24 protein-coding genes and 1 pseudogene are annotated in these 25,621 nt (G+C 71.1%); 15 read left to right on the top strand and 10 right to left on the bottom strand.

Annotation, left to right across the window (positions count from 1 at the left end; genetic code table 11):
- The first annotated feature begins 27 nt into the window (after positions 1 to 27).
- On the top strand, positions 28 to 804 hold the full coding sequence (locus tag CLV28_RS06315) for a class I SAM-dependent methyltransferase (RefSeq protein WP_157802542.1): 777 nt from the start codon (positions 28 to 30) through the stop codon (positions 802 to 804).
- 152 nt (positions 805 to 956) lie between these two features.
- Here the strand turns inward: CLV28_RS06315 and CLV28_RS06310 are convergent, their stop codons facing one another.
- From CLV28_RS06310 to CLV28_RS15465, 3 genes are all read right to left on the bottom strand, one after another.
- Positions 957 to 1,304 carry a DUF6881 domain-containing protein gene (locus CLV28_RS06310; RefSeq protein WP_203968320.1) on the bottom strand — a complete coding sequence of 116 codons (348 nt, stop codon included), beginning with the start codon at positions 1,302 to 1,304 and terminating at the stop codon, positions 957 to 959.
- A gap of 100 nt (positions 1,305 to 1,404) precedes the next feature.
- Complete coding sequence (locus tag CLV28_RS15470; protein ID WP_157802541.1) at positions 1,405 to 1,872, bottom strand: hypothetical protein; 468 nt, start codon at positions 1,870 to 1,872, stop codon at positions 1,405 to 1,407.
- A gap of 1,051 nt (positions 1,873 to 2,923) precedes the next feature.
- Entirely contained in the window at positions 2,924 to 3,409 is a 486-nt protein-coding gene (locus CLV28_RS15465; protein ID WP_157802540.1) for a hypothetical protein, read from the bottom strand.
- A gap of 458 nt (positions 3,410 to 3,867) precedes the next feature.
- On the opposite strand from CLV28_RS15465, the gene CLV28_RS06300 reads away from it, so the two are divergent.
- From CLV28_RS06300 to CLV28_RS15805, 3 genes are read left to right on the top strand one after another with little or no spacing between them, the layout of a single operon-like run.
- Complete coding sequence (locus tag CLV28_RS06300; RefSeq protein ID WP_100422488.1) at positions 3,868 to 4,878, top strand: aldo/keto reductase; 1,011 nt, start codon at positions 3,868 to 3,870, stop codon at positions 4,876 to 4,878.
- 56 nt (positions 4,879 to 4,934) lie between these two features.
- Complete coding sequence (locus CLV28_RS06295; RefSeq protein WP_239073385.1) at positions 4,935 to 5,279, top strand: CHY zinc finger protein; 345 nt, start codon at positions 4,935 to 4,937, stop codon at positions 5,277 to 5,279.
- The gene (locus CLV28_RS15805; RefSeq protein ID WP_211281466.1) at positions 5,276 to 6,019 is read left to right on the top strand and encodes a DUF952 domain-containing protein; all 744 of its coding nucleotides are present in this window, start codon (positions 5,276 to 5,278) and stop codon (positions 6,017 to 6,019) included. Before CLV28_RS06295 ends, CLV28_RS15805 begins: the two co-directional genes overlap by 4 nt.
- A 91-nt stretch (positions 6,020 to 6,110) precedes the next feature.
- Here CLV28_RS15805 and CLV28_RS06280 read toward each other — a convergent pair whose 3' ends face one another.
- Positions 6,111 to 6,653 (bottom strand): hypothetical protein, encoded by a 543-nt coding sequence (locus CLV28_RS06280; protein WP_157802539.1) that lies wholly within the window; start codon positions 6,651 to 6,653, stop codon positions 6,111 to 6,113.
- A gap of 682 nt (positions 6,654 to 7,335) precedes the next feature.
- On the opposite strand from CLV28_RS06280, the gene CLV28_RS15800 reads away from it, so the two are divergent.
- The 3 genes from CLV28_RS15800 to CLV28_RS06265 are packed head-to-tail and all read left to right on the top strand — an operon-like array spanning position 7,336 to position 9,477.
- Positions 7,336 to 7,590, top strand: coding sequence for a DUF952 domain-containing protein (locus CLV28_RS15800; protein ID WP_211281465.1), 255 nt, complete (start codon positions 7,336 to 7,338; stop codon positions 7,588 to 7,590).
- Positions 7,591 to 7,628: 38 nt separating this feature from the next.
- On the top strand, positions 7,629 to 8,594 hold the full coding sequence (locus CLV28_RS06270; RefSeq protein WP_100422485.1) for a 3-methyladenine DNA glycosylase: 966 nt from the start codon (positions 7,629 to 7,631) through the stop codon (positions 8,592 to 8,594).
- 7 nt (positions 8,595 to 8,601) lie between these two features.
- Positions 8,602 to 9,477 (top strand): aminoglycoside 3'-phosphotransferase, encoded by an 876-nt coding sequence (locus CLV28_RS06265; protein WP_239073379.1) that lies wholly within the window; start codon positions 8,602 to 8,604, stop codon positions 9,475 to 9,477.
- Here the strand turns inward: CLV28_RS06265 and CLV28_RS06260 are convergent.
- Positions 9,450 to 10,904: an alanine/glycine:cation symporter family protein gene (locus CLV28_RS06260; protein WP_100422484.1), complete on the bottom strand. Its 1,455-nt coding sequence runs from the start codon at positions 10,902 to 10,904 to the stop codon at positions 9,450 to 9,452. The genes CLV28_RS06265 and CLV28_RS06260 overlap by 28 nt on opposite strands.
- A 178-nt stretch (positions 10,905 to 11,082) precedes the next feature.
- Between CLV28_RS06260 and CLV28_RS06255 the strand changes: the two genes are divergently transcribed.
- From CLV28_RS06255 to ybaK, 3 genes are all read left to right on the top strand, one after another.
- Positions 11,083 to 11,991, top strand: coding sequence for a YhjD/YihY/BrkB family envelope integrity protein (locus CLV28_RS06255; protein WP_157802538.1), 909 nt, complete (start codon positions 11,083 to 11,085; stop codon positions 11,989 to 11,991).
- The gene (locus CLV28_RS06250) at positions 11,978 to 14,650 is read left to right on the top strand and encodes a DEAD/DEAH box helicase (protein WP_203968311.1); all 2,673 of its coding nucleotides are present in this window, start codon (positions 11,978 to 11,980) and stop codon (positions 14,648 to 14,650) included. The genes CLV28_RS06255 and CLV28_RS06250 overlap by 14 nt, the downstream gene beginning before the upstream one ends.
- Before the next feature lie 93 nt (positions 14,651 to 14,743).
- Positions 14,744 to 15,244, top strand: a complete 501-nt coding sequence (ybaK, locus tag CLV28_RS06245; protein WP_100422483.1) for a Cys-tRNA(Pro) deacylase — start codon at positions 14,744 to 14,746, stop codon at positions 15,242 to 15,244.
- 189 nt (positions 15,245 to 15,433) lie between these two features.
- Here the strand turns inward: ybaK and CLV28_RS06240 are convergent.
- Positions 15,434 to 15,829 (bottom strand): annotated as a pseudogene (locus tag CLV28_RS06240) (YccF domain-containing protein); the annotation flags it as partial.
- Between the two features lie 67 nt (positions 15,830 to 15,896).
- Here CLV28_RS06240 and CLV28_RS06235 point away from each other — a divergent pair.
- The 3 genes from CLV28_RS06235 (at position 15,897) to CLV28_RS06225 (ending at position 17,968) form a co-directional block, all read left to right on the top strand.
- Positions 15,897 to 16,637 carry a YggS family pyridoxal phosphate-dependent enzyme gene (locus CLV28_RS06235; RefSeq protein ID WP_100422481.1) on the top strand — a complete coding sequence of 247 codons (741 nt, stop codon included), beginning with the start codon at positions 15,897 to 15,899 and terminating at the stop codon, positions 16,635 to 16,637.
- A 114-nt stretch (positions 16,638 to 16,751) separates the two neighbouring features.
- Positions 16,752 to 17,279, top strand: a complete 528-nt coding sequence (locus tag CLV28_RS06230; protein WP_100422480.1) for a GNAT family N-acetyltransferase — start codon at positions 16,752 to 16,754, stop codon at positions 17,277 to 17,279.
- 131 nt (positions 17,280 to 17,410) lie between these two features.
- A complete protein-coding gene (locus tag CLV28_RS06225) occupies positions 17,411 to 17,968 on the top strand; it encodes a GNAT family N-acetyltransferase (protein ID WP_100422479.1) in 558 nt (185 codons plus the stop codon).
- Between the two features lie 21 nt (positions 17,969 to 17,989).
- On the opposite strand, the gene lplAB is transcribed toward CLV28_RS06225, so the two are convergent.
- Both lplAB and cimA read right to left on the bottom strand, forming a co-directional pair.
- Positions 17,990 to 19,039, bottom strand: coding sequence for a lipoate-protein ligase LplAB (gene lplAB, locus CLV28_RS06220; RefSeq protein ID WP_100422478.1), 1,050 nt, complete (start codon positions 19,037 to 19,039; stop codon positions 17,990 to 17,992).
- Positions 19,040 to 19,053: 14 nt separating this feature from the next.
- On the bottom strand, positions 19,054 to 20,661 hold the full coding sequence (cimA, locus tag CLV28_RS06215) for a citramalate synthase (RefSeq protein WP_100422477.1): 1,608 nt from the start codon (positions 20,659 to 20,661) through the stop codon (positions 19,054 to 19,056).
- Positions 20,662 to 21,168: 507 nt separating this feature from the next.
- Between cimA and CLV28_RS06210 the strand changes: the two genes are divergently transcribed.
- On the top strand, positions 21,169 to 21,711 hold the full coding sequence (locus CLV28_RS06210) for a DUF6069 family protein (RefSeq protein ID WP_100422476.1): 543 nt from the start codon (positions 21,169 to 21,171) through the stop codon (positions 21,709 to 21,711).
- A gap of 96 nt (positions 21,712 to 21,807) precedes the next feature.
- Here CLV28_RS06210 and CLV28_RS06205 read toward each other — a convergent pair whose 3' ends face one another.
- Both CLV28_RS06205 and CLV28_RS06200 read right to left on the bottom strand, forming a co-directional pair.
- Positions 21,808 to 22,944, bottom strand: coding sequence for a branched-chain amino acid aminotransferase (locus CLV28_RS06205; protein WP_100422475.1), 1,137 nt, complete (start codon positions 22,942 to 22,944; stop codon positions 21,808 to 21,810).
- A 185-nt stretch (positions 22,945 to 23,129) separates the two neighbouring features.
- Positions 23,130 to 24,173, bottom strand: a complete 1,044-nt coding sequence (locus tag CLV28_RS06200) for a 3-isopropylmalate dehydrogenase (protein WP_100422474.1) — start codon at positions 24,171 to 24,173, stop codon at positions 23,130 to 23,132.
- 253 nt (positions 24,174 to 24,426) lie between these two features.
- Between CLV28_RS06200 and CLV28_RS06195 the strand changes: the two genes are divergently transcribed.
- Positions 24,427 to 25,587, top strand: coding sequence for an ROK family transcriptional regulator (locus CLV28_RS06195; RefSeq protein WP_157802537.1), 1,161 nt, complete (start codon positions 24,427 to 24,429; stop codon positions 25,585 to 25,587).
- The last annotated feature ends 34 nt before the right edge of the window (positions 25,588 to 25,621 follow it).

Genomic DNA, 25,621 nt, shown 5'->3' with positions numbered 1-25,621 from the left:
CCGGGCGACGAACGAGACGAGGACGCCGTGCAGGGAACCGACCCGACCGCGTACGACGCGAGCTTCGCGCACCTGTGCGCCGGGACGCACGCCCACCTGCTGGACCGGGTCAGGGAAGTCGTCCGACCGCCCGGGGCGCTGCTCGACGTCGGGACCGGCACGGGGATGCTGGCGCGGCGGGCCTCGGAGGCCGGGTTCCTGGTCACGGGCGTCGACCACGACCCGGGGATGCTGGCCGCCGCGACGGCGCGTGCGCCCGGGGCGCGGTTCGCTCTCGGCACGCTGCCAGCGCTCGCCGTCGCCGACGGGGCGTTCGACGCCGCGGTCGCGAACTTCGTGATCAACCACGTGGCCGACCCGCGCGCGAGCGTCGCCGAGATGCATCGCTGCGTGCGGCCCGGAGGCGTGGCCGCGACCGCGATCTGGGGCACGTTCCCCAACCCGCTGGCGGTCGTGTGGGACGCGATGATCGAGCTGTCCGGGGCGTACCGTCCCGCTCCCGCGACGCTCGACCCGGCGCTCGAGTTCGAGCGCACGCCCGAGGGGCTCGCCGGTCTGCACCGTGCCGCGGGCGCGAGCGACGTCGACGCGGGCGAGCTCTCGTGGACCTGGACCGTCGTGCCCGCGGACGTCTGGCGGGCCGTCGCCGGCGGTGTCGCCGGGATCGGCGCCGTGTACCGCGCGAACACGGCCGGGACGCAGGAGGCCATGCGGGTCGCGTTCGACGCGATCACGAGCGGGCTCGCCGTCGACGGCGCGCTGCACCTGGAGAGCCGGGCGGTCTGGGCGATCGCAACAGCCTGACTGAGGCACTTTCAGCTGTGACATCTCCGGAGCCCTCTCGGCGAGGAACTCGTGTCGAGGGGCGACACGACCCGTGTTCAGCTTCGTCATCGAGCACCTCAAGTTGCCGGAGCAACTCGATCGAAAGAGGCTCATCGCAGATGAGCCACCATTCATTCCATCGAACGATCCTTTACCCATTCCCGTTCGAACTCTTCCGGAGCTATCTCTGCAGCCGAGAACCCCGGCTGGTCAGAGATTTCTCGAAGATCGAGCGGGAAAGCGACTTCAGAGAGACCGACACTTGCTGTCTCATGAAATTTGTCCGCCCACTCGACCTTGCCGTCGCGGAAGAATTGAATCTTCCTATTCTCGCACCCGTCTTCGCCGAGCTCGCTCAGATAGAGGACCGGCTCATCTTCGAGCTCATGGCTCCATGCCACCTTGACGTACCTCACACTCATTCCTTCCAGACCCCACGATGCGGCCTGCCAGATCAAGAGGATCGCTATTTCGAACATTGAGGACCCCTCCCCCTCCCCTCGGAGCGGACTTCGGGACACTTCATTCCCACGAGCCCTCAGAAATGCCCCAATCAAACAATTTGGCGAAGGCGGACGATCAGACCATTTCCTGAGAAACAATCACGCCACTCGGGAGCCTTCTCGACACCAGTCCCCAGATTGGCCCCGACCCGATTTCATCGAGCCATGAGTCGAGCGAGGTGCCGCTCCCCGGGAACCACCAACTCACCCCGCCTCCGACTGCCTCCAGATCGGCATCCATCGGAAATCGATACTCAATCCCAGCCTGCGAGAAGCACTCGTGATCGCCGTCTTGACCAACAATCTCGAACTGTCGAACAAACCCAAATACGAAGGCTGAACCAGGAAGCCACCCCGCGCGGCCATACTGGAAGAGCAGGCCATCGGCATCGTCAGTCGCGGGCACATCAAAGGAAATTTCTGCGAACTTCCGGATCGTACCAATCAGCTCCTCGAATGGAAGATCCCCTCGCCCACCGCTCGCGGACTGCACCAGCCCCCTCAGGGCACCTCCAGCTGCTTCGATGGGCAATCCGTGGCTCATTCTCTGTCCTCCGAGGTACACGGGCCGCCGCGGTGCCGGTTGGGACACAACAGCGGCCATCGTCGAATCATCCAGGTCGTGTGCGATCCGACCGGCTTGCACCGCCGCGGCCATCGTCCTGCTCCACCTACAACGCGGCGGCCGATGAGAGCACTGGTGAGAATACCCCTCAACTCATCTGCCGCGTCACGAGCTACGCCCTCGTAGTCGGACGTCCAAGACGTGATTTCACTGTTCGTCATCCTCCGCTGAAGTTGCCATCGGCGCCGCCGTCAAACGGCGCTACGGAGGACTCTGGGAATCCTCGCCCACAGGAACACGGGCCACAGTCACTACGCCATCGAACGAGTTCTCCACGACTATGCGATCGCGGGGAGAGTATATCCAGAACTCCGGTAAGGATTCGGTTATTTCGGGCAGGAGAGAGATGGACAATTCGTATTCCATCTCTACACTCGGAACCGCCAGGCTCGCCCAGAAGAAGACCAGGCTGCCAGGTCCCGAGGCGAACTGTTGGATTACGGCGGTCAGATCGGCGGAACCCGATTCCATCGAAATGATCACCAAACCATCAGCAACAGCGCTCCACGCGACTGTACCGTCAGATCTCCGCGGGTACCGACTGAGGCTTTCACGCTCGTACTGGAGATGCAGATCCAGGTTCATCAACTGCACGCCCGGCCGCCCGACCCGAGTCACCAGTCTGGCACCCTGCTGACCTGCCCGAACCACTCGAACCATAGAGCCAGGCAGGTGGTCGGGCCTGGTTCCGTATACACCGTCGAGCGTCACGAACTACCGCCAAACATTCTCGCAGGATCTCTCGATGTACCACTCCAAGGCACTGCCCACTCACGTGCAGCGCCACCTTTGTCGATCTTCACGTTAGCATGGTGACCCTTCATCGCCTCGCAATCCATCTCCAACTCCTTGAATTCGCCGATCGCCATGGCGACCCGCCTGCAGAACCCGCCTCCCGCCGACGTTGACATCACCGTTGCCGTCAAGACTCCCTCCATTGCCATTGCGGCTTTCGATGAACGCTTCTTTGCTATGCCCGTGGAGTCAGAAGAACGTTCTTGGCGTGACCTTCCGAGAGCCACTCCTCGGATTCATGAAACTCAACAAGTTCACGGACCGAGACGCGAACGTCCGGATCGGCGGCTCGAATAGCTTCATTGAAGGACTTCACTGCCGCAGGACCAGAACGGATCAGGATTAGCAGGACGTTCCCACTCTGGTCCTGGGGTATGGAAAGGAGTTCTCTGGATGCATCGGCCACTCCCTGACCGAGGTCCGAATGAGGGAAGCGACCCAAAGCCGCATGCGCTGCCTGGTACGCCCCGTAATCCTCCTCAGCTCTCAGGGAGGAAACGATCGCAGCGACGCCGGAGGACCCCTCGCTTCCATTCACAGAATCGGCCAGATCGACGTACCGATTCCAGCGGCGCTCAGCCTCGCCGGGCGGCGTGACCTCGTCGTCGTCTTGCACGAGGTCACCACACTCCACAATCTCTGCTCTCCAGTCTGACGACATGCGAGTCCCATCTCGTTCGTACGAATTCCTACCAAGGGGTCTTGCCCCGACACCTACTTTCAACGAGCCTTGTTCGGGACTGCCCCAAATCTAGTTGACTCGCAGGGTTGAGTGGTTCAGGCCGCGAGGGCCAGGGAGTCGGCCGAGTCGTTCGCGGCGTCGGCGTCGGCGGTAGGTCTTCCCGATCCACGTCCCGATCGCGAGGCGCGGGTCGTCGCGGGTGGTCCGACGCGGACGCAACTTTCCCCTGTACACCTTTGCTCCATCCGTCTCGCGCTCGCGGGCGGACGCCCGGCGGAAGATCGTGGGCGAGCGGAACCCTCGTCATCGGGACGAATCCAGCACGCCAGCAAGATGTAACTATATGACGGATATTTGGTGAAGGACGGTCTCATTCCACAATCTGTCTCGCATAAGTCTGAAATCGTGCGCCCGCACCCAGGTCTACGATCGCTGTCATGCCCACCGCCTCCGTACCCACGCCAGCTCCCCGCCGCGACCTGCGCCGGCTCGGCCGCTCGGGCCTGGCCGTCACGACGGTCGGCCTCGGGTGCAACAACCTGGGCCGGTCCAACGCGGTCACGTCGACGTTCGAGGGCTCGCGCGAGGTCGTGCACGCGGCGCTCGACGCGGGCGTCACGTTCTTCGACACCGCCGACAACTACGGTGCACGGCCGGGCCTGAGCGAGGAGTTCCTCGGGCGCGCGCTGGGCTCGCGCCGCGACGAGGTCGTGATCGCGACCAAGTTCGGCATGCCGGTGCGCGGGCTCAACGGCCCGGACTACCGGGCGCGCGGGTCGCGCCGCTACGTCATGAAGGCGGTCGAGGGATCGCTGCAGCGCATGGGCACGGACCACATCGACCTGTACCAGTTCCACACGCCAGACGACGAGACCCCGATCGACGAGACCCTCGCGGCGCTCGACGACCTCGTGCGTCAGGGCAAGGTCCGGTACGTGGGCCACTCGAACCGGTCGGGCTGGCAGATCGCGGACGCCGAGCACGTGGCCCGCGCGGCCGGCACCACCCGGTTCGTCTCGTCGCAGTCGCACTACAACCTGGTCGACCGTCGGGCCGAGCTCGAGGTGCTGCCCGCCGCCGCGGCGTACGGGCTGGGCGTGCTGCCCTACTTCCCTCTCGCGAACGGCCTGCTGACGGGCAAGTACACGGGCGACGTCCGACCGCAGGACTCGCGTCTGGTGCGCAACAAGCCCGAGCTGCTCGAGACCGCGCCGTGGGAGGCGCTCGCCCGCCTGCACACGTTCTGCCTCGAGCGGGGCGTCACCGAGCTGCAGGTCGCGTTCGGCTGGCTCCTGTCGCACCCGCAGGTCACGAGCGTCATCGCCGGGGCGACGCGCCCCGAGCAGATCGCGCAGAACGCGGACGCCGCGACCTGGGTGCCGTCGTCCGACGACCTCGCCGCGCTCGACGAGATCTTCCCCCCGGCCCCGAAGGTCGCGCTGTTCTGATGGCGGACGACGGTGGGCGCGGTCCCGGCGGCCCCCGCGGTCCCGGCGGACCCGCCGTGCACGGGCCGACCGTCGACGACCAGACCCGGTGCGTGCACTACGCGACCGTGCTCGACGTCGTCGCGCTGCGCTTCTGGTGCTGCGACCGGTACTTCCCGTGCCACCTGTGCCACGCGACGTCGTCCGACCACGAGGCCGTGCCGTGGCCGGTCGCCGAGCGCGCGCGACCCGCGGTGCTGTGCGGCGTGTGCCGGGGCGAGCTGAGCGTCGACGAGTACCTCGGCTGCGGGTCGACGTGCCCGCGCTGCGGCGCCGCGTTCAACCCCGGGTGCGCCCGCCACGCCGACCTCTACTTCGAGCCCGCGCCCACGCCGTGGCCCGCCGGGAGGAGTGTCCTGTGAACACGTGGACCGACGTCGAACGCATCGCGCTGTCCCTGCCCGCGACGAGCGCGCGCACCGAGCACGCGTGGACGGTCCACGGTGCGGTGTTCGTGCGCGAACGGCCGCTGCGCCCCGCCGACCGTGCCGCGCTGGGCGACGCCGCACCCGACGGACCCGTGCTCGCCGCCTGGGTCGCGGACGAGGAGACCAAGCACGAGCTCGTCGCGGCCGACCCTGCCGTCTACCTCACGACCCCGCACTTCGACGGCTACGCGATCGTGCTCGCGCGGCTCGACACGATCGGCACGGCAGAGCTCGCCGAGCTGGTCCTCGACGCGTGGGCCGCCCGCGCTCCGGCGCGGCTCGTCGCGAAGCACACCCCACCGACCCTGTGGCACCTCGCGCTCGCGCACGAGTGGGACGACGCCCTCGACGCCGGGACGTACGCGCGCTCGACACGAGGGCTCAGCCTCGACGAGGTCGGGTTCGTGCACCTGTCGTACCGGCACCAGGTCACCGCTGTCGCCGGGTTCGTCCTCGCCGACGAGACCCGCCCGCTGACGCTCCTGGAGGTCTCGCGCCCGGAGCTCGCCGTCGCGGGCGTCGACGTGCGCGAGGAGCCCGGCGACCCCGCCGACCCGGCGAGCGAGAGGTACCCGCACGCGTTCGGACCGCTCCCGACGTCCGCCGTCGTCACGGCCACGCCCGCCCGCATGGTCGACGGCACGCTCGTGGTCGACGGCGACGTCCTGGCCTGACGTCGTCGGCGCCCGCGCGTGACACCAACCTCACCGTGGCCTCAGGCCGACGCCGATGCCCTCGTCTGCGACGAGCCACTGTGCAGTGACCCTAGCTATCGGGCCGATCAAACGTCTCGATCGACAACCGATACTTCAGATTCGCAGGCGCCGGTGCGATGGAAACAACGAAGTCAGGCAGGGCATCGGGGGCAGGAGCGCCGTCGACCTCAGCACCCGGCTCGCTCATCCAATCGATCAGGCAGACCCGAACTTGATACGCACCGGGAGCGACCGGGACAATCATCAGGTCTTCACCGCCACCGATTCCGATGGAGTCGATTGCGCCCAGACGGAGCTCACCCTTGGAGAGCACGCGATAGGGATCGGATTGGAACGCAGCAAATTTGCGCTCCCTTTCGCTCAAGCTCGCGATGTCATCACAAACCCGAACCACAAACTTGAAGGCACCATCGATCCCGAGGTTGATCGGAACAAGGATCCCCTCTCGGATGCTCGCTTCCAACGCCCCTGGTTCGTTGAAGTCCTCTTCCCAGAGTTTGGCATCTGCTTCCGAAGCGAACGCTCCAGCCTGCCAAAGCGCGAACATCCCGGCATCAGTCCGAGCAACCATCGCACCTTCAAAACTCAACACAGGCCATCCCCCAACATCGACTTGAAGTCACCATCGAAAAAACAACATCGCCAGGCGTGAGTCCCGTGGGTAGGGCCTGAGCTTGAACCTGGCGCCCCAAACTCCGACTCACCGAACGATCGAGCGGGCTCATGCTCGAAGGATCGTCAATGCCCCCCGAGTTGCAGGTCATAAGCGTGATCAATATCCGCAGAAGAGACGCGACCACTCCCCCTGAAATCCAGGCCCTTAGCGCATTCCCGCTCTCTCGAACCGGAGTCGCGACCATTATAGACCCATTGAGCGCCGCAAACCCTACCATCAGCCGCCGCCCGCTGAGCGGGAGTCCATCCCTCAATGCATTTCACGCTCATCGCGACTCCATCGCAATGGTGAACCACCATTGCCAATGCAAGCATCTGCGGCTGTGTCAATCTCCCCTCGCCCGCCAGCAACAACGTCTTACGTGTGCAGGTCTGCAACCGTGAGATTGTCAGCAGTCCCATACGTGCCAGTGGCAGGCTCGGTCGCGTCAACGACGGCGACAGCTCTGCGGTCGGCACTTGCTCACCGGGCGAGAGCTGGTCCGCACGCTCGAGCTCCTGATCCGGCCACTGCAGCACTACTCACTCGCGACGAGACCGCACGCGTCGCCTTCGGAGCATCCGTCCTGGCTGCCGCACTCAGCGATCTTTTCAAGCTCTTGAGCGCCGGTGCGGCGATCTTCCCGAGGGGCTTCGCCGACGAGACCCGCCCGCTGACGCTCCTGGAGGTCTCGCGCCCGGAGCTCGCCGTCGCGGGCGTCGACGTGCGCGAGGAGCCCGGCGACCCCACCGACCCGGCGAGCGAGAGGTACCCGCACGCGTTCGGACCGCTCCCGACGTCCGCCGTCGTCACGGCCACGCCCGCCCGCATGGTCGACGGCTCGCTCGTGGTCGACGGCGACGTCCTGGCCTGACGTCGTCGGCGCCCGGCCGTGGCGCCTACGCTTGAAGCATGCCCCTGCCCGTCGCCCCAGGTCTCCGTGCGCTCGACGCACGCGCATGGACCGAGCACGCGCGGGACCACGCCGACCGGGCCGACGCACTGACCGCCGTCCGCCGCGCCGCCCAGGCCCGCGGCGAGAAGCACGCCATCGAGGACTTCCTCTACACCTACTACCCGACCCGCGTCGCGCAGCTGCGCCGCTGGCACCCGGGCGCGGGCGTCGTCCTGACCGCCGACCCGTCCGACCTCGCAGCGACCGAGGAGATCGCCGAACGCGCACGCTCGCGCTGGCACCGCCAGGTCGAGACGGCGGACGGCGGCACCGGCGTCACGCTCGACGTCGAGGCGTTCCTCGCCGACCGGGGCGACGCCGTGCGGTTCGTGGGTGCGCTCGTGAGCGCGACCGCCGGTCGGCCAGCACAGCTCGGCTGCTTCGGGCTGCACGAGTGGGCGATGGTCTACCAGGACGCCCGGCGCGGGCGCGACCAGCGGCACGCGCTCCCGCTGCGACTCGGGCACGAGGGCACCGACACCGTGGTCGAGTCGCACCGCATCGGCTGCTCGCACTTCGACGCGTTCCGGTTCTTCACGCCCGAGGCGCGCGAGCTCAACCGGCTGCAGCCGACGCGCGCGACGCAGCCCGCGATGGAGCAGCCCGGCTGCCTGCACGCGACCATGGACCTGTACAAGTGGGCGCTCAAGCTCGGGCCCGCCGTGCCGGGCGATCTGCTGCTCGACTGCTTCGAGCTCGCGCGCGACGTCCGCTACCTCGACATGCGGGCCTCGCCCTACGACGTCTCGTCGTACGACGAGCCCGCGGTGCGGATCGAGACTCCCGAGGGCAAGGCCGAGTACGTGCGCCACCAGCGGTCGTTCGCCGAGCGCGGGCAGGCGCTGCGCGCGCGGCTCGTCGCGGCGTGCGACGCGGTCACGAGCACCGGGGCCGGCCATCTCGGCGGCGGCGCCGACGCATAATCGACCGGTGACCTCCGACCTGCCGACCCGTCCCCCGTTCGCCTCCGCCCCGCGCACGCCCGTGCCGCTGCCCGACCCGTTGGCCGAGGTGCTGCGCTCGTGCGACGTCGACCCGGCGGGCGCGACCGCGGTGTGGCGCAACGGCCTGGGCGGCCTGACGTTCCGTGTCGAGGGTCACCACCTCAAGTGGTCGCCCGACCTCGCGGGGGTCGACCTCGACGACGAGGCCCAGCGGCTGGTCTGGGCCGGACGCTGGACCCCGGTCCCCCGCGTCGTCCGCCACGGCCGCGTCGAGGCCGTGCCGGGAATCACGCTGCCCGCGCCCGCCGCGAGCCTTCCCGGGTCGGACGGCGGCACCTGGCTCCTGACCGAGACGATCCCGGGCCGGTCCGCGGTCGAGCCACGGTGGTCGGCCGCGCCGGACGTCGCCGCGCGCGCCGTCGGGGCCGGTCTGCGCGCGCTGCACGACGCGCTGCCGCTGCTCGACTGCCCGTACTCGTGGGCCGCCCCGCAGCGGGCCGCGAACGCGCGCGACCGCATCGACGCGGGCGACGGCCCGGACTCGTGGCACCCCGAGCACCGTGACCTGACGCCGGCCGACGTGCTCGCACGCCTCGCGGACGTGCCCGACCCGGACCTCGTCGTCTGCCACGGCGACGCGTGCGCGCCCAACACCCTGCTGCACGACGACGGGTCGTGGGCCGCGCACGTCGACCTCGGTGCGCTCGGGGTCGCGGACCGCTGGGCCGACCTCGCGGTCGCCGCGTGGAGCACCGAGTGGAACTACGGACCGGGCTACGAGCACCTCGTGTACGACGCGTACGGGATCGCGCCCGACCCCGCGAAGATCGCGTACTACCGGCTGCTGTGGGACGTCTCCTGACCCGACCACACGTCGCCGGGCAGGTCGCCCGGCAGGTGCGGGTTGCCCACCCCGACGAACGGGTCGTCGCGCCCCGCCCGCCGCATCGCCTCGAAGTCGCGCAGTGCGCCGAACGCCCAGCGCCCCAGGAGCGCGATCGCGACGAGGTTGACGATCGCCATGAGGGCCATCGCGACGTCCGCGAGCGCCCAAGCAGCCTCGAGCGCGACGAGCGACCCGACGCCTACCGCGGCGAGCACGAGGGTCCGCAGCGCGGTCAGGGCCTTGCCGTGGATCCCGAGGAACGTGAGGTTGACCTCGGCGTACGAGTAGTTGCCGACGACCGACGAGAACGCGAACACCGCGATGAGGATCGTCATGGGCCAGGTGGTCCAGGTGCCGAGCTCGGCGGCGACCGCGGCCTGGGTGAGCGACGCCCCGGCGGCCTCGGTCGTGGCGCCCGGGTCGTACACGCTCGGGCCGGCGACCAGGATGATGAACGCGGTCGCGGAGCACACGACGATGGTGTCGACGAACACGCCGAGCGACTGGATGAGGCCCTGCTTGGCGGGGTGCGAGACGGTCGCGGTCGCGGCGGCGTTGGGGGCGCTGCCCATGCCGGCCTCGTTGGAGAACAGTCCGCGCTTGACGCCGTTGAGCAGCGCGGCGAGGATCCCGCCCGCGGTGCCCGCGAGCGCCTCGTCGAGCCCGAACGCGCCCTCGACGATCTGGCGCAGCACGTCGGGCACGGCGCCGAGGTTCAGGACGATGATCACGAGCGCGAGCCCGACGTACACGAGCGCCATGACGGGCAGGACGACGCCCGCGAACGTCGCGACGCGACGCACCCCGCCGTAGAGGATGGGCGCGGCCAGGACCATGAGCAGCACCGCCGTCCACCCGGACGAGACGCCGTGGCTCGTGGACAGCACGTCGGAGATCGTGTTGGCCTGCACCATGTTGAACGCGAACCCGAACGCGAAGATGAGCAGCAGCGCGAACACCACGCCCCAGCGTCGTGAGCGCAGGCCCCGCTGGATGTAGTAGGCGGGCCCGCCGCGGAAGCTGCCGTCCTCGGCACGCACCTTGAACATCTGCGCGAGCGTCGACTCGACGAACGCGGTCGCCATGCCGACGAGCGCGACGACCCACATCCAGAAGATCGCGCCGGGCCCGCCGAGGGTCAGGGCGATCGCGACCCCTGCGATGTTGCCGGTGCCGATGCGTGAGGCGAGCCCGACGCAGAACGCCTGGAACGAGGAGATCCCACCCTTGGCCTCGCCGCGCGAGCCGCCGACGAGGCGGAGCATCGTGCCGAACAGCCGCACCTGGACCGCGCGCGTGCGCAGCGTGAAGTACAGGCCCGCGCCGATGAGCAGGTAGATGAGCACGTACGAGTACAGGATGGTGCTCAGGGGGTCGATCACGTGCTCCTGCAGCTGGTCCACGGGCGGGTCTCCTCGTCGTCGGGCCGGGCCCGGGTCTCGGGCGTCCCGACAACCTACGGTCCCGGCGGACCGCGCGCGCGGCAGAGGCCCGGTTCAGGACCGGGCGGCGACTCCACATGCAGCGAGCTCGCGCGCGCCCGCCGTGACACGCGGCGGGCGCGCCTGTCACGCTTGCGCGATGACGACCACGACCTCGCCCGGCAGCGCCGCACGCCAGGGCACCCCGGGCAGCACGCTGCTGCGTCGGGCGCTGCGCACCTGGCCGGGACGCGTCGGGATGCGCACCGCCCGTCAGCTCCAGGAGCTCGAGGTCTTCGACCGTGCGATGACGCTCGCCGCGCAGGCGTTCACGTCGATCGTCCCGGTCCTGATCGCGATCGGCGCGATCCTTCCCCGCGACAGCACCGCGGGGGCCGCGCTCGCCGACCTCCTCGGTCTCGACGACGCCACGCGCGAGACCCTGACCCGGTCCCTCCCGAGCGGTGCGTCGGCGCAGAGCGCCTTCGGGGTCGTCGGCGTCCTCGTCGTCCTCGTCTCGGCGACGAGCTTCTCGCGCGCGCTCAGCCGGACCTACGCCCGCGCGTGGGACCTCCCGCGCCCGTCGGGGCTCGGGATGGCCTGGCGGTGGCTCGCGGTGCTGCTGTCGATCTGCCTCGTGTGCTGGGGCGTCTTCGGGGTGCGGCGGGCCCTCGCGGACGGCGGGCTCGAGTACGTCGAGCCGGTCGTCGTCCTCGCGGTCCACGCGGTGGTCTGGACGTGGGTCCCGTACCTGCTGTTCGCCGGACGCCGGCCCGTCCGCTCGTTCGTCCCCGGAGGCGTGCTCATGGGCGTCGCCGTGGCGGTGCTCTCGGTCGCGGCGAGCATCTACCTCCCGCGAGCGCTCGCGAGCGCGGCGCAGCAGTTCGGATCGCTGGGCATCGCGTTCACGTACCTGTCGTGGCTGTTCGTGCTCTCGTTCGCGCTCGTCCTGACGACGGCGCTGGGCCGTGTCCTGCACGGCGACCCGGGACGTCTCGGGCGGGCCCTGCGCGGGCCCGACCCGGCGCCCGTCGGCACCTGGGACACTGGTGCCGATGACCACCGTTAGCACCCCCGCGCGCGCACCCCGCCTCCTCGACCACCTGCCCGAGTCGGTGCTGGGCATGAAGCCCGACCCGGACGCCCTGTACGAGGGCTTCACGGCATGGGCCGAGGCGCGCGGACTGCCGCTGTACCCGCACCAGGACGAGGCCGTCATGGAGCTCGTCTCGGGCTCGCACGTGATCCTCGCGACGCCCACGGGCTCGGGCAAGTCGCTCGTGGCGATGGCCGCGCACTTCGCGGCGCTCGCGGCGCACCGCAACGCGCGCGGCGGCCGCACGTTCTACACCGCGCCGCTCAAGGCGCTCGTGAGCGAGAAGTTCTTCTCGTTGGTCGAGGCGTTCGGCTCCGAGAACGTGGGCATGATGACGGGCGACTCGTCGGTCAACCCGGGCGCGCCGATCATCTGCTGCACCGCGGAGATCCTCGCGAACATCGCGCTGCGCGACGGCGCCGAGGCTGACGCCGCGCAGGTCGTGATGGACGAGTTCCACTTCTACGCCGACCCGCAGCGGGGATGGGCGTGGCAGGTGCCGCTGCTCGAGCTGCCGCGCACGCAGTTCATCCTGATGTCCGCGACCCTCGGCGACACGTCGCTGTTCGTGGACGACCTGACCGAGCGCACCGGTCGTCCCGTCGCGGAGGTCACGAGCGCCGAGCGCCCGATCCCGCTGACGTTCAGCTACGTCGTCGACCCGCTCAACGAGGTCATCGACGAGCTCGTGCAGACGCACCGCGCGCCCGTGTACGTCGTGCACTTCACGCAGAAGGACGCGATCGACCGGGCGCAGTCGCTGCTGAGCACGACCGTCGCGACCAAGGCCGAGAAGGAGGCGATCGTCGCCGAGCTGGGCGACTTCCGGTTCGGGACCGGGTTCGGCCGGACGCTCAGCAAGTTCCTGCGCCACGGCGTCGGGGTGCACCACGCGGGCATGCTGCCCAAGTACCGCCGCGTCGTGGAGCGCCTCACGCAGGCGGGCCTGCTCAAGGTCGTGTGCGGCACCGACACGCTCGGGGTGGGCATCAACGTGCCGATCCGCACCGTGCTCATGACGTCGCTCGTGAAGTTCGACGGCGAGCGCATGCGGCACCTGACGGCACGCGAGTTCCACCAGATCGCAGGCCGGGCGGGCCGCGCCGGGTACGACACGCTCGGCGAGGTGCTCGTGATGGCCCCCGAGCACGTGATCGAGAACCGCAAGCTGCTCGCGAAGGCCGGCGACGACCCGAAGAAGCTCAAGAAGATCGTCCGCAAGAAGGCCCCGCAGGGCGCGGTCAACTGGACGGACGCGACGTTCGAGCGCCTGCGCGACGCCGACCCGGAGCCCCTGACGAGCCACTTCACCGTGAGCCACTCGATGGTGCTCAACGTGCTAGCGCGCGGCGTCGAGGACAGGTTCACGGGCCGCCCCGCGCAGGACCCGATCGCGGCGATGCGGCACCTGCTGCTCGCGAACCACGACACCGAGGCGCAGCGCGCGCAGCACGTGCGCCAGGTGTTCCGGATCTACCGCTCGCTGCGCGTGGCGGGCATCGTCGAGAAGTACCGCGAGACCGACCCGACGCACCCGCGGGGCGAGCGTTCCGCCGTCCGCCTCGTGGTCGACCTGCCGCGCGACTTCGCGCTCAACCAGCCCCTGTCGCCGTTCGCGCTCGCCGCGCTCGACCTGCTCGACGTCGACTCCCCCACGCACGCCCTCGACGTCGTCTCGGTGCTCGAGGCGACGCTCAGCGACCCGCGCCAGGTGCTCGTCGCGCAGCAGCACAAGGCGCGCGGCGAGGCGATCGGCGCGATGAAGGCCGAGGGCATCGAGTACGACGAGCGCATGGAGCTGCTCGAGACCGTGACGTGGCCCAAGCCGCTCGAGGACCTCCTCGAGCCCGCGTTCGTGCAGTACAAGCGCACCAACCCGTGGGTCGCGGACGCCGAGCTGTCGCCCAAGTCCGTGGTGCGCGACATGCTCGAGTCCGCGATGACGTTCACCGAGTTCGTCTCGACGTACGGGCTGGAGCGCACCGAGGGCGTCGTGCTGCGGTACCTCGCGGACGCGTACCGGGCGATCCGGCAGACCGTCTCGGAGGAGCACCGCACCGAGGACGTGCACGAGGTCACCGAGTGGCTCGGCGAGGTGGTGCGCGGCACCGACTCCTCGCTCCTGGACGAGTGGGAGCGGCTGTCGAACCCCGTCGACGACGACGCGGACGGCGTCGGCGGCGACGGCCCGCTGTCGGGCACGGCCGAGAGCGAGCCCGTGCGCCCCGTGACGGGCAACGTGCGCGCGTTCCGCCGGCTGGTGCGCAACGCGATGTTCCGACGCGTCGAGCTCGCCGCGCAGGAGCGCTACGAGCCGCTCGGGGCGCTCGACGGCGCGTCCGGGTGGGACGCCGACGCGTGGGGCGACGCCCTCGACCCGCTGTTCGAGGCGCAGGGCGACGACGCGATCGGGTACGGGGCGGCCGCGCGGTCGTCGGCGCTCGTGCAGATCCACGAGTCGGGGACCCTGCCCGACGGCACCACGGTCGCACCGGGCACGTGGTTCGTGCGCCAGGTGCTCGACGACGCGGACGGCGACCACGACTGGGCGATCAGCGCCGTCGTGGACCACGCGGCGAGCGACGAGGCGGGCGAGGTCGTGCTGCGGGTCGTGGGCGTCGGGCCGATGTGACCCCCGGCCCCGTGGGGCGCGCCGCGGGCCCGGGGTGGCACGGCGCGCGTCCGGGGTGGCACGGCGTGCGCCCGGTGCGGCAGGATCGTCGTTGTGAGCAAGAAGCCGTCGCATTCCCACGCGGGCACGCCCGCCGTCGCCGCGCTCGAGGCCTCGGGCGTCGCGCACACCCTGCACCCGTACGAGCACGACCCGGCGAGCGACCTCGGCTACGGCCTCGAGGCGGCCGCCGCGATCGGCGTCGGGCCCGAGCAGGTGTTCAAGACGCTGCTCGCGAGCGTCGAGGGTCGGCTCGTGGTCGGCGTCGTGCCGGTCGCCGGGATGCTCGACCTCAAGGCGCTCGCGCACGCCGTCGGCGCCAAGAAGGCGACCATGGCCGACCCCGCCGCGGCCGAGCGCGCGACCGGCTACGTCGTCGGCGGTATCTCGCCGCTCGGCCAGCGGCGCCGGCTGAGCACCGTCGTCGACGCGAGCGCGCTCGAGCACCCGACCGTGTACGTCTCGGGCGGTCGGCGCGGGCTCGACGTGGGCCTCGCGCCGGACGACCTCGTGCGGCTCACCGACGCGGGCACCGCCCCGATCGCGAAGCGCTGAGGCGCGCCGCGCCAGGGACCCCTCGCGCCGAGGTAGAACCCTGCGGCGGAGAGAGAACCCCGCGGCCTCTATCTCGGCCGCTCAGTTCTACTTCGGCGGAACGGGCCCCTGGCCGGGGTACTGCTGGCCGGGGTACTGCTGAGTCGCGTAGCCCTGCTGGGCGGGGTAGGCCTGGCCGGGGTACTGCCCGTACGCCGCGTACCCCCGGGCCGCGTCGACCGGCACGATGTCCTTGCCGAGCGGCAGCAGCGAGACCGGGATCATCTTGAGGTTGGCGATGCCGAGCGGGATCCCGATGATCGACAGGAACAGCGGGATCGACGTCAGCACGTGCCCGATCGCGAGCCAGATGCCGGCGACGACGAACCAGATGACGTTCCCGATCGTCGACCACGCCCCGGCGGTGGGCTTGTCGACCACGGTGCGCCCGAACGGCCACAGCGCGTACCCCGCGATGCGGAACGACGCGATCCCGAACGGGATGGTCACGATCAGCACGCAGCACACGATCCCCGCGAAGACGTACCCGAGGGCGAGCCAGAAGCCCGCGAAGACGAGCCAGATGATGTTCAGCAGGGTCCGCATGCGTCCATGATCGCACCGAGCACCGACACCGGCGGCCCAGCCCTCCCCCGGCTCCTAGAATCGTCGGGTGCCAGCTTCCGCGACGTCTCCCTCCCCCCGCACGATCGCCGACCGGTACGCCGAGGTCGTCGCCCGCGTGTCGGACGCCGCGCACGCCGCGGGCCGTGACCCGGCCGAGGTCCGTGTCCTGGTCGCGACCAAGACGCAGGACGCGGACGCCGTCCGCGAGGTCGTGGCCGCGGGCGCGACCCTGATCGGCGAGAACCGCGTCCAGGAGCTCACCGCGAAGGCCGACGCGATCGCCGACCTCGTCGCCGCCGGCGCCGTCACCGTGCACCTGATCGGCCCGCTCCAGCGCAACAAGGTCAACCCGGTGCTCGCGACCGCGACCGGCGTCGAGTCGGTCGACTCGCTCGCGCTCGCCCAGGCGCTGTCGTCGCGCTGCGTGCGCGACGCCCGCACGCTCGACGTCATGGTCCAGGTCAACGTCTCGGGCGAGGCCACGAAGTCCGGCACGACGCCCGACGACGCCCCCGACCTGGCGCTCGCCGTGGCCACGCTGCCGGGGCTGCGTCTGACCGGGTTCATGACGATCGGCGCGCACACGCGCGACGCGGCGACGGTCCGCGCCGGGTTCGCGCGCCTGCGGGGCGTGCGCGACGCGGTGGCTGCCTCGGGCGCACCGGGCACCGAGCACGCGCGCGAGCTGTCGATGGGCATGTCGAGCGACCTCGAGCTCGCGGTGGGCGAGGGCGCGACGGTCGTGCGCGTCGGCACCGCGGTGTTCGGCGCCCGCCCGCCCGCCTGACCGCGCGCCCCCGCCGTCCGCCCGCCTGACCGCGCCCCCGTCGTCCGCCCCCGCGCGGCCGGCCCCGAACCTCAGCGACAGACCACGAGCCAGCACCAGCACCAGGAGACTCCCGTGACCGACCCGAGCCCCGTCGTCCTGCGCCCCGCGACGCCCGACGACGTCCCCGCGCTCGTCGCCCTCAACGACGCCGCCCACCCCGCCGTCCCGATCACGAGCGAGGCCGAGATGGCGGCGCTGCTCGCGGGTGCCGAGCTCCCGGTCGTGGCGGTCGACCCGGAGCGCCCCGACGTGCCGCTCGCGATGATCCTCGCGTTCGGCCCGGGCGCGGACTACGCGAGCGAGAACTATGCGTGGTTCGAGTCGCGCGGGTACGACCACCTGTACGTCGACCGCATCGTCGTGGGCGAGGGCTCACGCGACCGGGGCCTCGGCCGCCTGCTGTACGCGCACGTGTTCTCCGCGGCCCGTCTCACCCAGCGGGCGGTCGTGACGTGTGAGGTGAATCTCGATCCGCCGAACCCGGGGTCGCTCCGGTTCCACACGCGACTCGGTTTCGCGGCGCAGGGCGAACAGGCCACGAAGGGCGGCAGCGTGCGGGTCGTGATGCTCTCGGCCCCCGCGACGACGACCATCTCCTGACGCTCGGGGCGCGCGGCCACACCATTTCATGACCGAATGCGGGGGTTTCGGTCTCGGAACCATCCGCGTACGGTGGACGACCGTGCCCGCTTCCCCAGGGGCACCGCCCTGTCCCCGACGAGAGGTACCCGATGCCGTGCACGACCGCAGACCTTGCTGACACCGACACCCTGGTCCTTCGACCAGCACGCAGCGAGGACATCGAGCGGATCGTCGAGCTCAACAACGCGTCGACCCCGGCCGTGCCCATGACTCCCCTGGAGGACATGCGCGAGCTGGTCGAGGAGTCGACCCTCACCCTGGTCGCCGCCGAGCCCACGACCGACGAGCCCGTCGGCTTCGTGGTGACCTTCGACTCCGGCGCCGACTTCGACGCCGAGAACTACGCCTGGTTCGAGGAGCGCGACTTCGACCACTACTACGTCGACCGCATCGTGGTCGGCGCGGAGGCCCGCGACCAGGGCCTCGGTCAGCGCTTCTACGAGGAGGTCATCGAGATCGCCCGCCGCGAGGGCCGCGCCGAGGTGACGTGCGAGGTCAACGTCGAGCCCGTCAACCCGGGCTCGCTGCGCTTCCACGGCCGCCTCGGGTTCGAGGACCAGGGCGAGCAGCTGACCAAGGGCGGCGACGTCGTCGTCAAGAAGTTCGCACTCCCCCTCGCGCACGTCGACGCGCTCCAGCCCGCCTGACGCCGCCGGACGGCGTGCGACCTACGGGACGCGCGCCGTCCACTCGGGCGTCGAGAACTTCTCCGCCGCGAGCTGCTCGGCCCGGGCCCGCTCGGTCGGCGAGACCGTGCTCTCCGCTGTGCGGTAGCGGCCCCGGAAGTGCGTCAGGAACGCCTCGATCACGGCCTCGCGCGCCATGCCCGTCTGCGAGCGCAGCGGGTCGACACGCTTGTTGGCGCTCTTGGTGCCCTTGTCGCTCATCTTCTCGCGGCCGATGCGCAGCACCTCGAGCATCTTGTCGGCGTCGATGTCGTACGCCATCGTCACGTGGTGCAGGACGGCGCCCCCGCGCAGCCGCTTCTGCGCGGCCCCCGCGATCTTGCCGGCGGGCGACGCGATGTCGTTGAGCGGCTGGTAGGTGGCCTGGACGCCGACCTCGGCGAGCGCGCCGAGCACCCAGTCGTCCAGGAACGCGTACGAGCGCTCGAAGCTCAGGCCCTCGACGAGCGAGCCGGGCACCGTGAGCGAGTACGTGATCGTGTTGCCGGGCTCGATGAACATCGCGCCGCCGCCCGAGACGCGCCGCACCACGGTGATGCCGTGCTTCTCGGCGCCCTCCGGGTCGACCTCGTTGCGCAGCGACTGGAACGAGCCGATGACGACGGTCGGGTCGGCCCACTCCCAGATGCGCAGCGTCGGGCCGCGGCGGCCCTCGTCGAGCTCCTCCGCGAGCACCTGGTCGATCGCCATCTGCATGGCCGGGCTCTCGGGGCCGTCGTGGATGACCTCGAACACGTGGTCGTCCCAGCCCGTGGCGTGCCCGAGCGCGCGCCGGACGGCGATCGCGACCGCCTCGGGCGTGAACCCGACCATCGTCACGTGGTCCCCGAGGACCGACTCGACGGCGCCCGCGAGCTGCGCCACGTTCGCGGACTCGGGCATCCCCAGCAGGGCGCCGTCGATGTCCTCGAGCGCGTCGTCGGGCTCGAGGAAGAAGTCGCCGCTGACCGCGACGCGCGAGAGCCGCCCGTCCTCGGTCTCGACGTCGACCGCCACGAGCTTGCCACCAGGAACCTTGTACTCACCGCGCATGCGGCAAGCCTACGTCAGCGCGGCGAGACTCCCGCGTGGATGAGCCCGTAGATCGCGGAGTCCGTCAGCGCCTCCCACGACGCCTCGATCAGGTTCGGACCCACCCCGACGGTCGACCACGAGCGCTGCCCGTCGGTCGTCTCGATGAGCACGCGGGTCGTCGCGTCGGTGCCGTGCATCGTGTCGAGGATGCGCACCTTGAAGTCGATGAGCTCGAACTCCTGGATCTCCGGGTAGACGCGCACGAGGGCCTGGCGCAGCGCGTGGTCGAGCGCGTTGACGGGGCCGTTGCCCTCCCCCGTGCTCACGTGCCGCTCGCCGCCCGCGTGCAGCTTGACGGTCGCCTCGGCCGTCGCCTCGGTGCCGCGCGAGCCCGCACGCTCGACGATCGTGCGCCAGCTCTCGACGCTGAAGTACTCCTGCCGCTCGCCGCTGATCTCCTCGCGCAGCAGCAGCTCGAACGACGCGTCGGCCGCGTCGTACGTGTAGCCGTTCGCCTCGGCGTCCTTGACGCGGGTCGTCACGCGCGTCAGCAGCTCGCCCTGCCCGGTCAGGTCGAAGCCCAGCTCGCGGCCCTTGAGCTCGATCGACGCACGCCCCGCCATGTCGGAGATCAGCATGCGCATGTCGTTGCCGACCGCGCGCGGGTCGATGTGCTGGTAGAGGTCCGGGTCGACCTTGATCGCGGAGGCGTGCAGGCCGCCCTTGTGCGCGAACGCGCTCGCACCCACGTACGGCTGGCGCCCGTAGGGCGAGATGTTCGTGATCTCGCTGACGGCGTGCGCGATCCGGCTCGCCTCGGCGAGCCCGCCGTCCGCGAGGAGCGTGCGCCCGCCCTTGATCTCGAGGTTCGCGACGACGGTCAGCAGGTCGGCGTTGCCCGTGCGCTCGCCGTAGCCGTTGATCGTGCCCTGCACGTGCGCGCAGCCCGCGTCGACCGCGGCGAGCGAGTTCGCGACCGCGCAGCCCGAGTCGTTGTGCGCGTGCATGCCGAGGCGGTACGACGAGTCGGCGGTGTGCCCGAGGGCCTCGCGCAGCTCGCCCACGACGTCCGTGACCCAGTGCGGGAGCATGCCGCCGTTGGTGTCGCACAGCGCGACGACCTCGGCGCCCGCCTCGATCGCGGTCTCGACCGCGGCGAGGGTGTAGGCGGGGTCGTACCGGTACCCGTCGAAGAAGTGCTCGGCGTCGAGCACCACGCGGCGCCCCTCGGCGACGAGGAACCGCACGGTGTCGCCGATCATCGCGAGGTTCTCGGGGCCGTCGGTACGCAGGGCGCGCTCGACGTGCCGGATGTCCGCCTTGGCGACCAGGGTCAGCACCGGGGCCTGGGAGTCGAGCAGCCCGCGGACCTGCTTGTCCTCGGACGCCGCGACGCCGGCCTTGCGGGTCGAGCCGAACGCCGCGAGCACGGCGTTCTTGAGCGTGAGCTCGCGCGCCGCGCGCGCGAAGAAGTCCGTGTCCTTCGGGATCGCGCCCGGCCAGCCGCCCTCGATGTAGCCCACGCCCAGCTCGTCGAGCAGGGGGGCGATCGCGAGCTTGTCCGCGACGGAGAGGTTCATGCCCTCCTGCTGCGCGCCGTCGCGCAGCGTCGTGTCGTAGACGTCGAAGGTCGGGTTCATCGTGGTCTCTCTCTGGCGGGAGCTGACTGAGGCGGGCGGAGGCTGCAGGGTCCGACGTGCAGGTCCGACAGCACTCTAGGGGGTGGGGTGCGGCGCGACGGACGGTCGTCCGGCCGTGCCCGGTCGCCCCGGGCGCTGCCGCACGCCGTCCGCCGACGCCGCGCCCGGCGTCGTCCCGCTCGTTCCGTGTCGCTCGCGGACCCGGTGCCCTCGTGAGGACCGGACCGTTCGCCCGCCGCCGGACGGAGGTGATGCCCGGCAACAAAAAAACCCCCCGGGGTGCGGGAGGTTGGCGCGTTCGGTGGTGTACCGAACGCGCTACGTGAGAATGAGCGAGAAGACGTTGTGTGTCACGAGCCACATGTTGCCACACGCCCGCGCCTCGGGCGAGGACCGTCCACCTGATGAACGGGCGGGCCACTGACCTCGCACGAGGCCCTCGTGCAGCGTCGGGATCCCGCACGCGTACCGCGTGCGAGAGCGCGGCCGATGCACTGGGATGGGGCCATGACCGACCCGAACGCTGACGCGCGCCCGCCGTCGTTCCTCCCGGAGGACGGCCCCGACACCCGCTCCGACTTCGTCGAGGCCACCGAACGACCCTACGACCCGCGCCTCACCGTGGCGCCCGGCAGGTTCCTCGGCGGCGCGCTCGCGACCGCGATCGTCGCCGCGCTCGCGGGCCTCGTCGGGGTCATCGTCCTCGAGGACGTCGTCGGGCTCGACCTCGTCCCCCCGCCGGACGCGTTCGCGACCGGGTCGCACGGCGCGGCGTTCGCGGTCGCCGGGGCCCTGCTCGCGTTCCTCGCGGCCGGCGTGCTCGTGCTGCTCATCGTCTCGACACCGCGCCCGCGCCTGTTCTTCGGCTGGCTCATGGCGCTGACGACCGTGGTCGTCACGGTGCTGCCGTTCTCGTGGACCGACGACGTGGGCGCCGCGATCGCGTCGGCCGCGGTCAACCTGCTCATCGGCTCGGCCGTGTGGTCGCTGCTGACGGGCGTCGCGGGCCGCACCATCGAGGTGCGGCCCGCGGAGCCCGGCGTCCGTTAGGCCGGAGCACAGCAGGCCGGGGCACAGCAGGCCGGGGCACAGCAGGCCGGGGCACAGCAGGCCGGCGCGCAGCGGGCCTGCGGTCGGTGGACCGGCTCAGGCCAGGCGGCGCAGCCAGCCGTGGCGGTCCGCGACGCGGCCCGTCTGGATGCCCGTGAGCTCCTCACGCACCGCCATGGTCACGGCCCCGGGGCCGCCGTCCGCGATCGTGTGGTCGAACGCCGTGCCCGCGAGCCGGCCGATGGGCGTGACCACGGCCGCGGTGCCGCACGCGAACACCTCGGTCACGGCGCCGGACTCGATGTCGGCCAGGAGGTCGGCAAGCGGGATGCGCCGCTCGGTCACGGTGCGGCCCGCGTCGCCCAGCAGCGCGATGATCGACGAGCGCGTGACGCCCTCGAGGATCGACCCGGTCAGCTCCGGGGTCTCGACCGAGCCGTCGGCGCGCACGACGAACACGTTCATGCCGCCGAGCTCCTCGAGGAACGTGCCGGTCCCGGCGTCGAGGAAGCACACCTGCTCGCAGCCGTGCTTCTGCGCCTCGACCTGGGGCAGCAGGGACGACGCGTAGTTCCCGCCGCACTTGGCCGCGCCCGTCCCGCCGGCGCCCGCACGCGAGTACTGCGTGTCGACCCAGATCGACACGGGCTTGACCCCGCCCGAGAAGTACGCGCCCACGGGCGAGGCGATCACGAGGAACTCGGCCTCGAGGCTCGGGCGCACGCCCAGGAACGCCTCCGAGGCGTACATGAAGGGGCGCAGGTAGAGGCTCGACTCCTCCGCCGTCGGCACCCAGGCCTCGTCGGTGCGCACGAGCGCGGCGATCGACGCGACGAAGTCGTCGACGCTCAGCGCGGGCAGCGCGAGCCGGTGCGCGGAGCGCGCGAAGCGGTCGGCGTTCGCCTCGGGGCGGAACGTCCAGACCGACCCGTCGGCGTGCCGGTAGGCCTTGAGCCCCTCGAAGATCTCCTGCGCGTAGTGCAGGACGGCGGTCGCGGGGTCGAGCTGGAGGGGTCCGTAGGGCTCGACGCGCCGGTCGCGCCAACCGTCGGCCGCGGTCCACGACACGCGCGCCATGTGGTCCGTGAAGACCGTGCCGAACTTCGGCGACGACGCGACGAGCGCGTCACGCTCGGCCGCGGGCAGCGCGGAGTCCGAGGGGCGCACGTCGAACAGCGTGACGAGGTCCTCGAGCGAGGACGAGAGGATCTGGGGTGCAAGCGGGGTGCTCATGTGGGTGGCCTTTCACCTGGCGACCCCTGTAGTTTTCCACGCCGCACGGTGAGGTTCGACCCGCACCCGGCGGGGCCGTCGTCCGGCGTGCCTACAGCGGTCTGGACGAACGGATCGAACAGGACCGGCACGGACGGCCGACGTGGTGCGGACGGCGGCCGGGCCCCGCGGGGCCCGGCCGTCCGTCAGCGGGCGACGCGCTGCGCGAGCTCGCGTCCCACCTCGGCCGTCGACCGTACTCGGTCGCCGCGCTCGAGCAGGTCGGCGGCGACGGCGGCCTCGACGCGGCGCGCCTCGTCGGCGAGCCCGAGGTGGTCGAGCAGCATCGCGACCGACATGACCGTCGCGGTCGGGTCGGCCTTGCCCTGGCCCGCGATGTCGGGGGCCGAGCCGTGGACCGGCTCGAACATCGACGGCGCGGTGCGGTCGGGGTTGATGTTGGCGGACGCCGCGAGGCCGATGCCGCCGCAGATCGCCGCGGCCTGGTCGGTGATGATGTCGCCGAACAGGTTGTCGGTGACGATCACGTCGAAGCGCGACGGGTTCGTGGTGAGGAAGATCGTCGCCGCGTCGACGTGCAGGTAGTCGGTCGTGACGTCGGGGAACTCCGCGTTGACGGCCTCGACCGTCCGACGCCACAGGTGACCGGCGTGCACGAGCACGTTGTGCTTGTGCACGAGCGTGAGGTGCTTGCGGGGGCGCGCCTGGGCACGGGCGAACGCGTCGCGCACCACGCGCTCGACGCCGAACGCGGTGTTGACCGACACCTCGGTCGCGATCTCGGCGGGGGTGCCGACGCGCAGCGCGCCGCCGTTGCCGACGTACGGGCCCTCGGTGCCCTCGCGCACGACGACGAAGTCGACGTCGCCGGGCTCGGCGAGCGGGGACTTGACGCCCGGGTACAGCTTGCCGGGGCGGAGGTTGACGTAGTGGTCGAGCGCGAAGCGCAGCTTGAGCAGCAGGCCGCGCTCGAGCACGCCCGAGGGCACGGTCGGGTCGCCGATCGCGCCCAGCAGGATCGCGTCGTGCGTGCGGATCGCCTCGAGGTCGGCGTCCGTGAGCGTCTCGCCCGTCGCGTGCCAGCGGCGGGCGCCGAGGTCGAACGGCGTCGTCGATACCTTCACGTCGGAGCCCGAGAGCACCGCCTCGAGGACCGCGAGGCCCTGGTCGACGACCTCGGTTCCGATGCCGTCTCCGGCGACCACTGCCAGTTCGATGTTGCGCGTCATGGGTGCCATGCTACGCGCGGGTGGTCATTCCTCGGGACGGCGGTCCCGCATCGTGGGACTCGCGGACCCGACCCGCCGACGCCCCGGCGGGCCCGTCGATACCGTTTCGCAACCTTCGCGTTTGTGCTTTGCCCCACGGTCAGGAATCTTTGACCCTTGCGACCCACCGGGTCGCCGCGCCGGGGCACCCTCCCCGCTCGAGGACGCGTCCCGGACACCCGGCCCGGGACGCCCGTGACACAGCAGGTGCGACGTGAGCAGTGACCACCAGCCCGGAATGCCGGGAGTCGTGCGCAGCATCAACGACCGCGCGGCGCTCGAGCTGCTGCTCGACGAGGGCCCGCGCACGCGCGCCTCGATCGGCGAGATCACGAAGGTCTCGCGCCCCACGGCCTCCCAGGTCGTCTCACGCCTCGAAGCTGCGGGCCTGATCGAGCCGACCGGTCTCGTGCAGGGCAACCGCGGGCCGCAGGCGATCACCTACGCCGCCCGGACCGACGTCCTCGTCGGCCTCGCGCTCGACGTCACTCCCGACGGCGTGCGCGCGAGCCTCGTCGACGCCCGCGGCGAGGTGCTCGCCGACGTGCACGTCGCCGCCGGGCCGGACCGCACCGCGACGGACGACCTGCTGCGCGCGCGCAGCGCGGCGTGCACGGCAGCCGACGTCCCCGAGTCGCGCGTGGGCATCGCGGTCGCGGGCGTGCAGGCGGCCGCCGACCTCGCGACGGGCGACCTCGACCTCGTGGGCGACCTGCCCGGCTGGCCGCACCGGGGCGCGCGCGCGACCCTCGAGGACGCCCTCGGCTGCACCGTGCTCGTCGAGAACGACGCCAACCTCGCCGCGATCGCCGAGCGCGACCATCTGACCGACGTCCCCCGCTCGTTCAGCCTGCTCTGGCTCGGCCAGGGCGTCGGTCTCGGCAGCTGGGCCGAGGGCGCCCTGCAGCGGGGCGCGCGCGGGGCGGCCGGCGAGATCGGCTACCTGCCCGTCCCTGCGAGCCTCGCCGGCCTCGACGACTCCCAGACCTTCCAGGACCTCGTCGGCGGACGCCGCGTGACCCGTCTCGCGGTCGAGTCCGGCCTCGTCGCGCCGGACCTCTGGTCGGCCGTCGCCGCCGTCGCCGGCGCGCGCGGCACGCCCGCCGCGGCGACGCTCAACGAGGAGCTCGCGATGCGGGTCGCGGCGGTGCTGCAGCCCGTGGTCGCCGTGACGCAGCCCGGCGTCGTGGTGCTCGGCGGCCCGTTCGGCATCGCGTGCGGAGCCCCCCTCGCCGAGGCGACCCAGGCGCACCTCGACCGCTCCGACTACACGGTCACCGTCCTGGCGAGCGCCGTGCCCGACGCCCCCGTGCTGCGCGGGGCGCGGTCGGTCGCGGCCGCCGAGGTCCGGGCGCAGCTGCTCGCCCTCGTCTGACGCACCGGCGGCCGGTGCGGCTCGGCGTCTCGGG

The organism is Sediminihabitans luteus (assembly GCF_002797595.1).
Classification (GTDB): domain Bacteria; phylum Actinomycetota; class Actinomycetes; order Actinomycetales; family Cellulomonadaceae; genus Paraoerskovia; species Paraoerskovia lutea.
This window is presented reverse-complemented; position numbering and strand designations above follow the sequence as displayed.

What these genes read in the sequence shown, in the direction of transcription:
- cimA (WP_100422477.1), bottom strand. Translation starts at nt 20,661, where the DNA reads ATGAACCCGACCTTCGACGTCTACGACACGACGCTGCGCGACGGCGCG.
- CLV28_RS15465 (WP_157802540.1), bottom strand. Translation starts at nt 3,409, where the DNA reads ATGTCGTCAGACTGGAGAGCAGAGATTGTGGAGTGTGGTGACCTCGTG.
- lplAB (WP_100422478.1), bottom strand. Translation starts at nt 19,039, where the DNA reads ATGCGCGGTGAGTACAAGGTTCCTGGTGGCAAGCTCGTGGCGGTCGAC.
- CLV28_RS06300 (WP_100422488.1), top strand. Translation starts at nt 3,868, where the DNA reads ATGCCCACCGCCTCCGTACCCACGCCAGCTCCCCGCCGCGACCTGCGC.
- CLV28_RS06310 (WP_203968320.1), bottom strand. Translation starts at nt 1,304, where the DNA reads ATGTTCGAAATAGCGATCCTCTTGATCTGGCAGGCCGCATCGTGGGGT.
- CLV28_RS06210 (WP_100422476.1), top strand. Translation starts at nt 21,169, where the DNA reads ATGACCGACCCGAACGCTGACGCGCGCCCGCCGTCGTTCCTCCCGGAG.
- CLV28_RS06250 (WP_203968311.1), top strand. Translation starts at nt 11,978, where the DNA reads ATGACCACCGTTAGCACCCCCGCGCGCGCACCCCGCCTCCTCGACCAC.
- CLV28_RS06225 (WP_100422479.1), top strand. Translation starts at nt 17,411, where the DNA reads ATGCCGTGCACGACCGCAGACCTTGCTGACACCGACACCCTGGTCCTT.
- CLV28_RS06205 (WP_100422475.1), bottom strand. Translation starts at nt 22,944, where the DNA reads ATGAGCACCCCGCTTGCACCCCAGATCCTCTCGTCCTCGCTCGAGGAC.
- CLV28_RS06200 (WP_100422474.1), bottom strand. Translation starts at nt 24,173, where the DNA reads ATGACGCGCAACATCGAACTGGCAGTGGTCGCCGGAGACGGCATCGGA.
- CLV28_RS06255 (WP_157802538.1), top strand. Translation starts at nt 11,083, where the DNA reads ATGACGACCACGACCTCGCCCGGCAGCGCCGCACGCCAGGGCACCCCG.
- CLV28_RS15470 (WP_157802541.1), bottom strand. Translation starts at nt 1,872, where the DNA reads ATGAGCCACGGATTGCCCATCGAAGCAGCTGGAGGTGCCCTGAGGGGG.
- CLV28_RS06270 (WP_100422485.1), top strand. Translation starts at nt 7,629, where the DNA reads ATGCCCCTGCCCGTCGCCCCAGGTCTCCGTGCGCTCGACGCACGCGCA.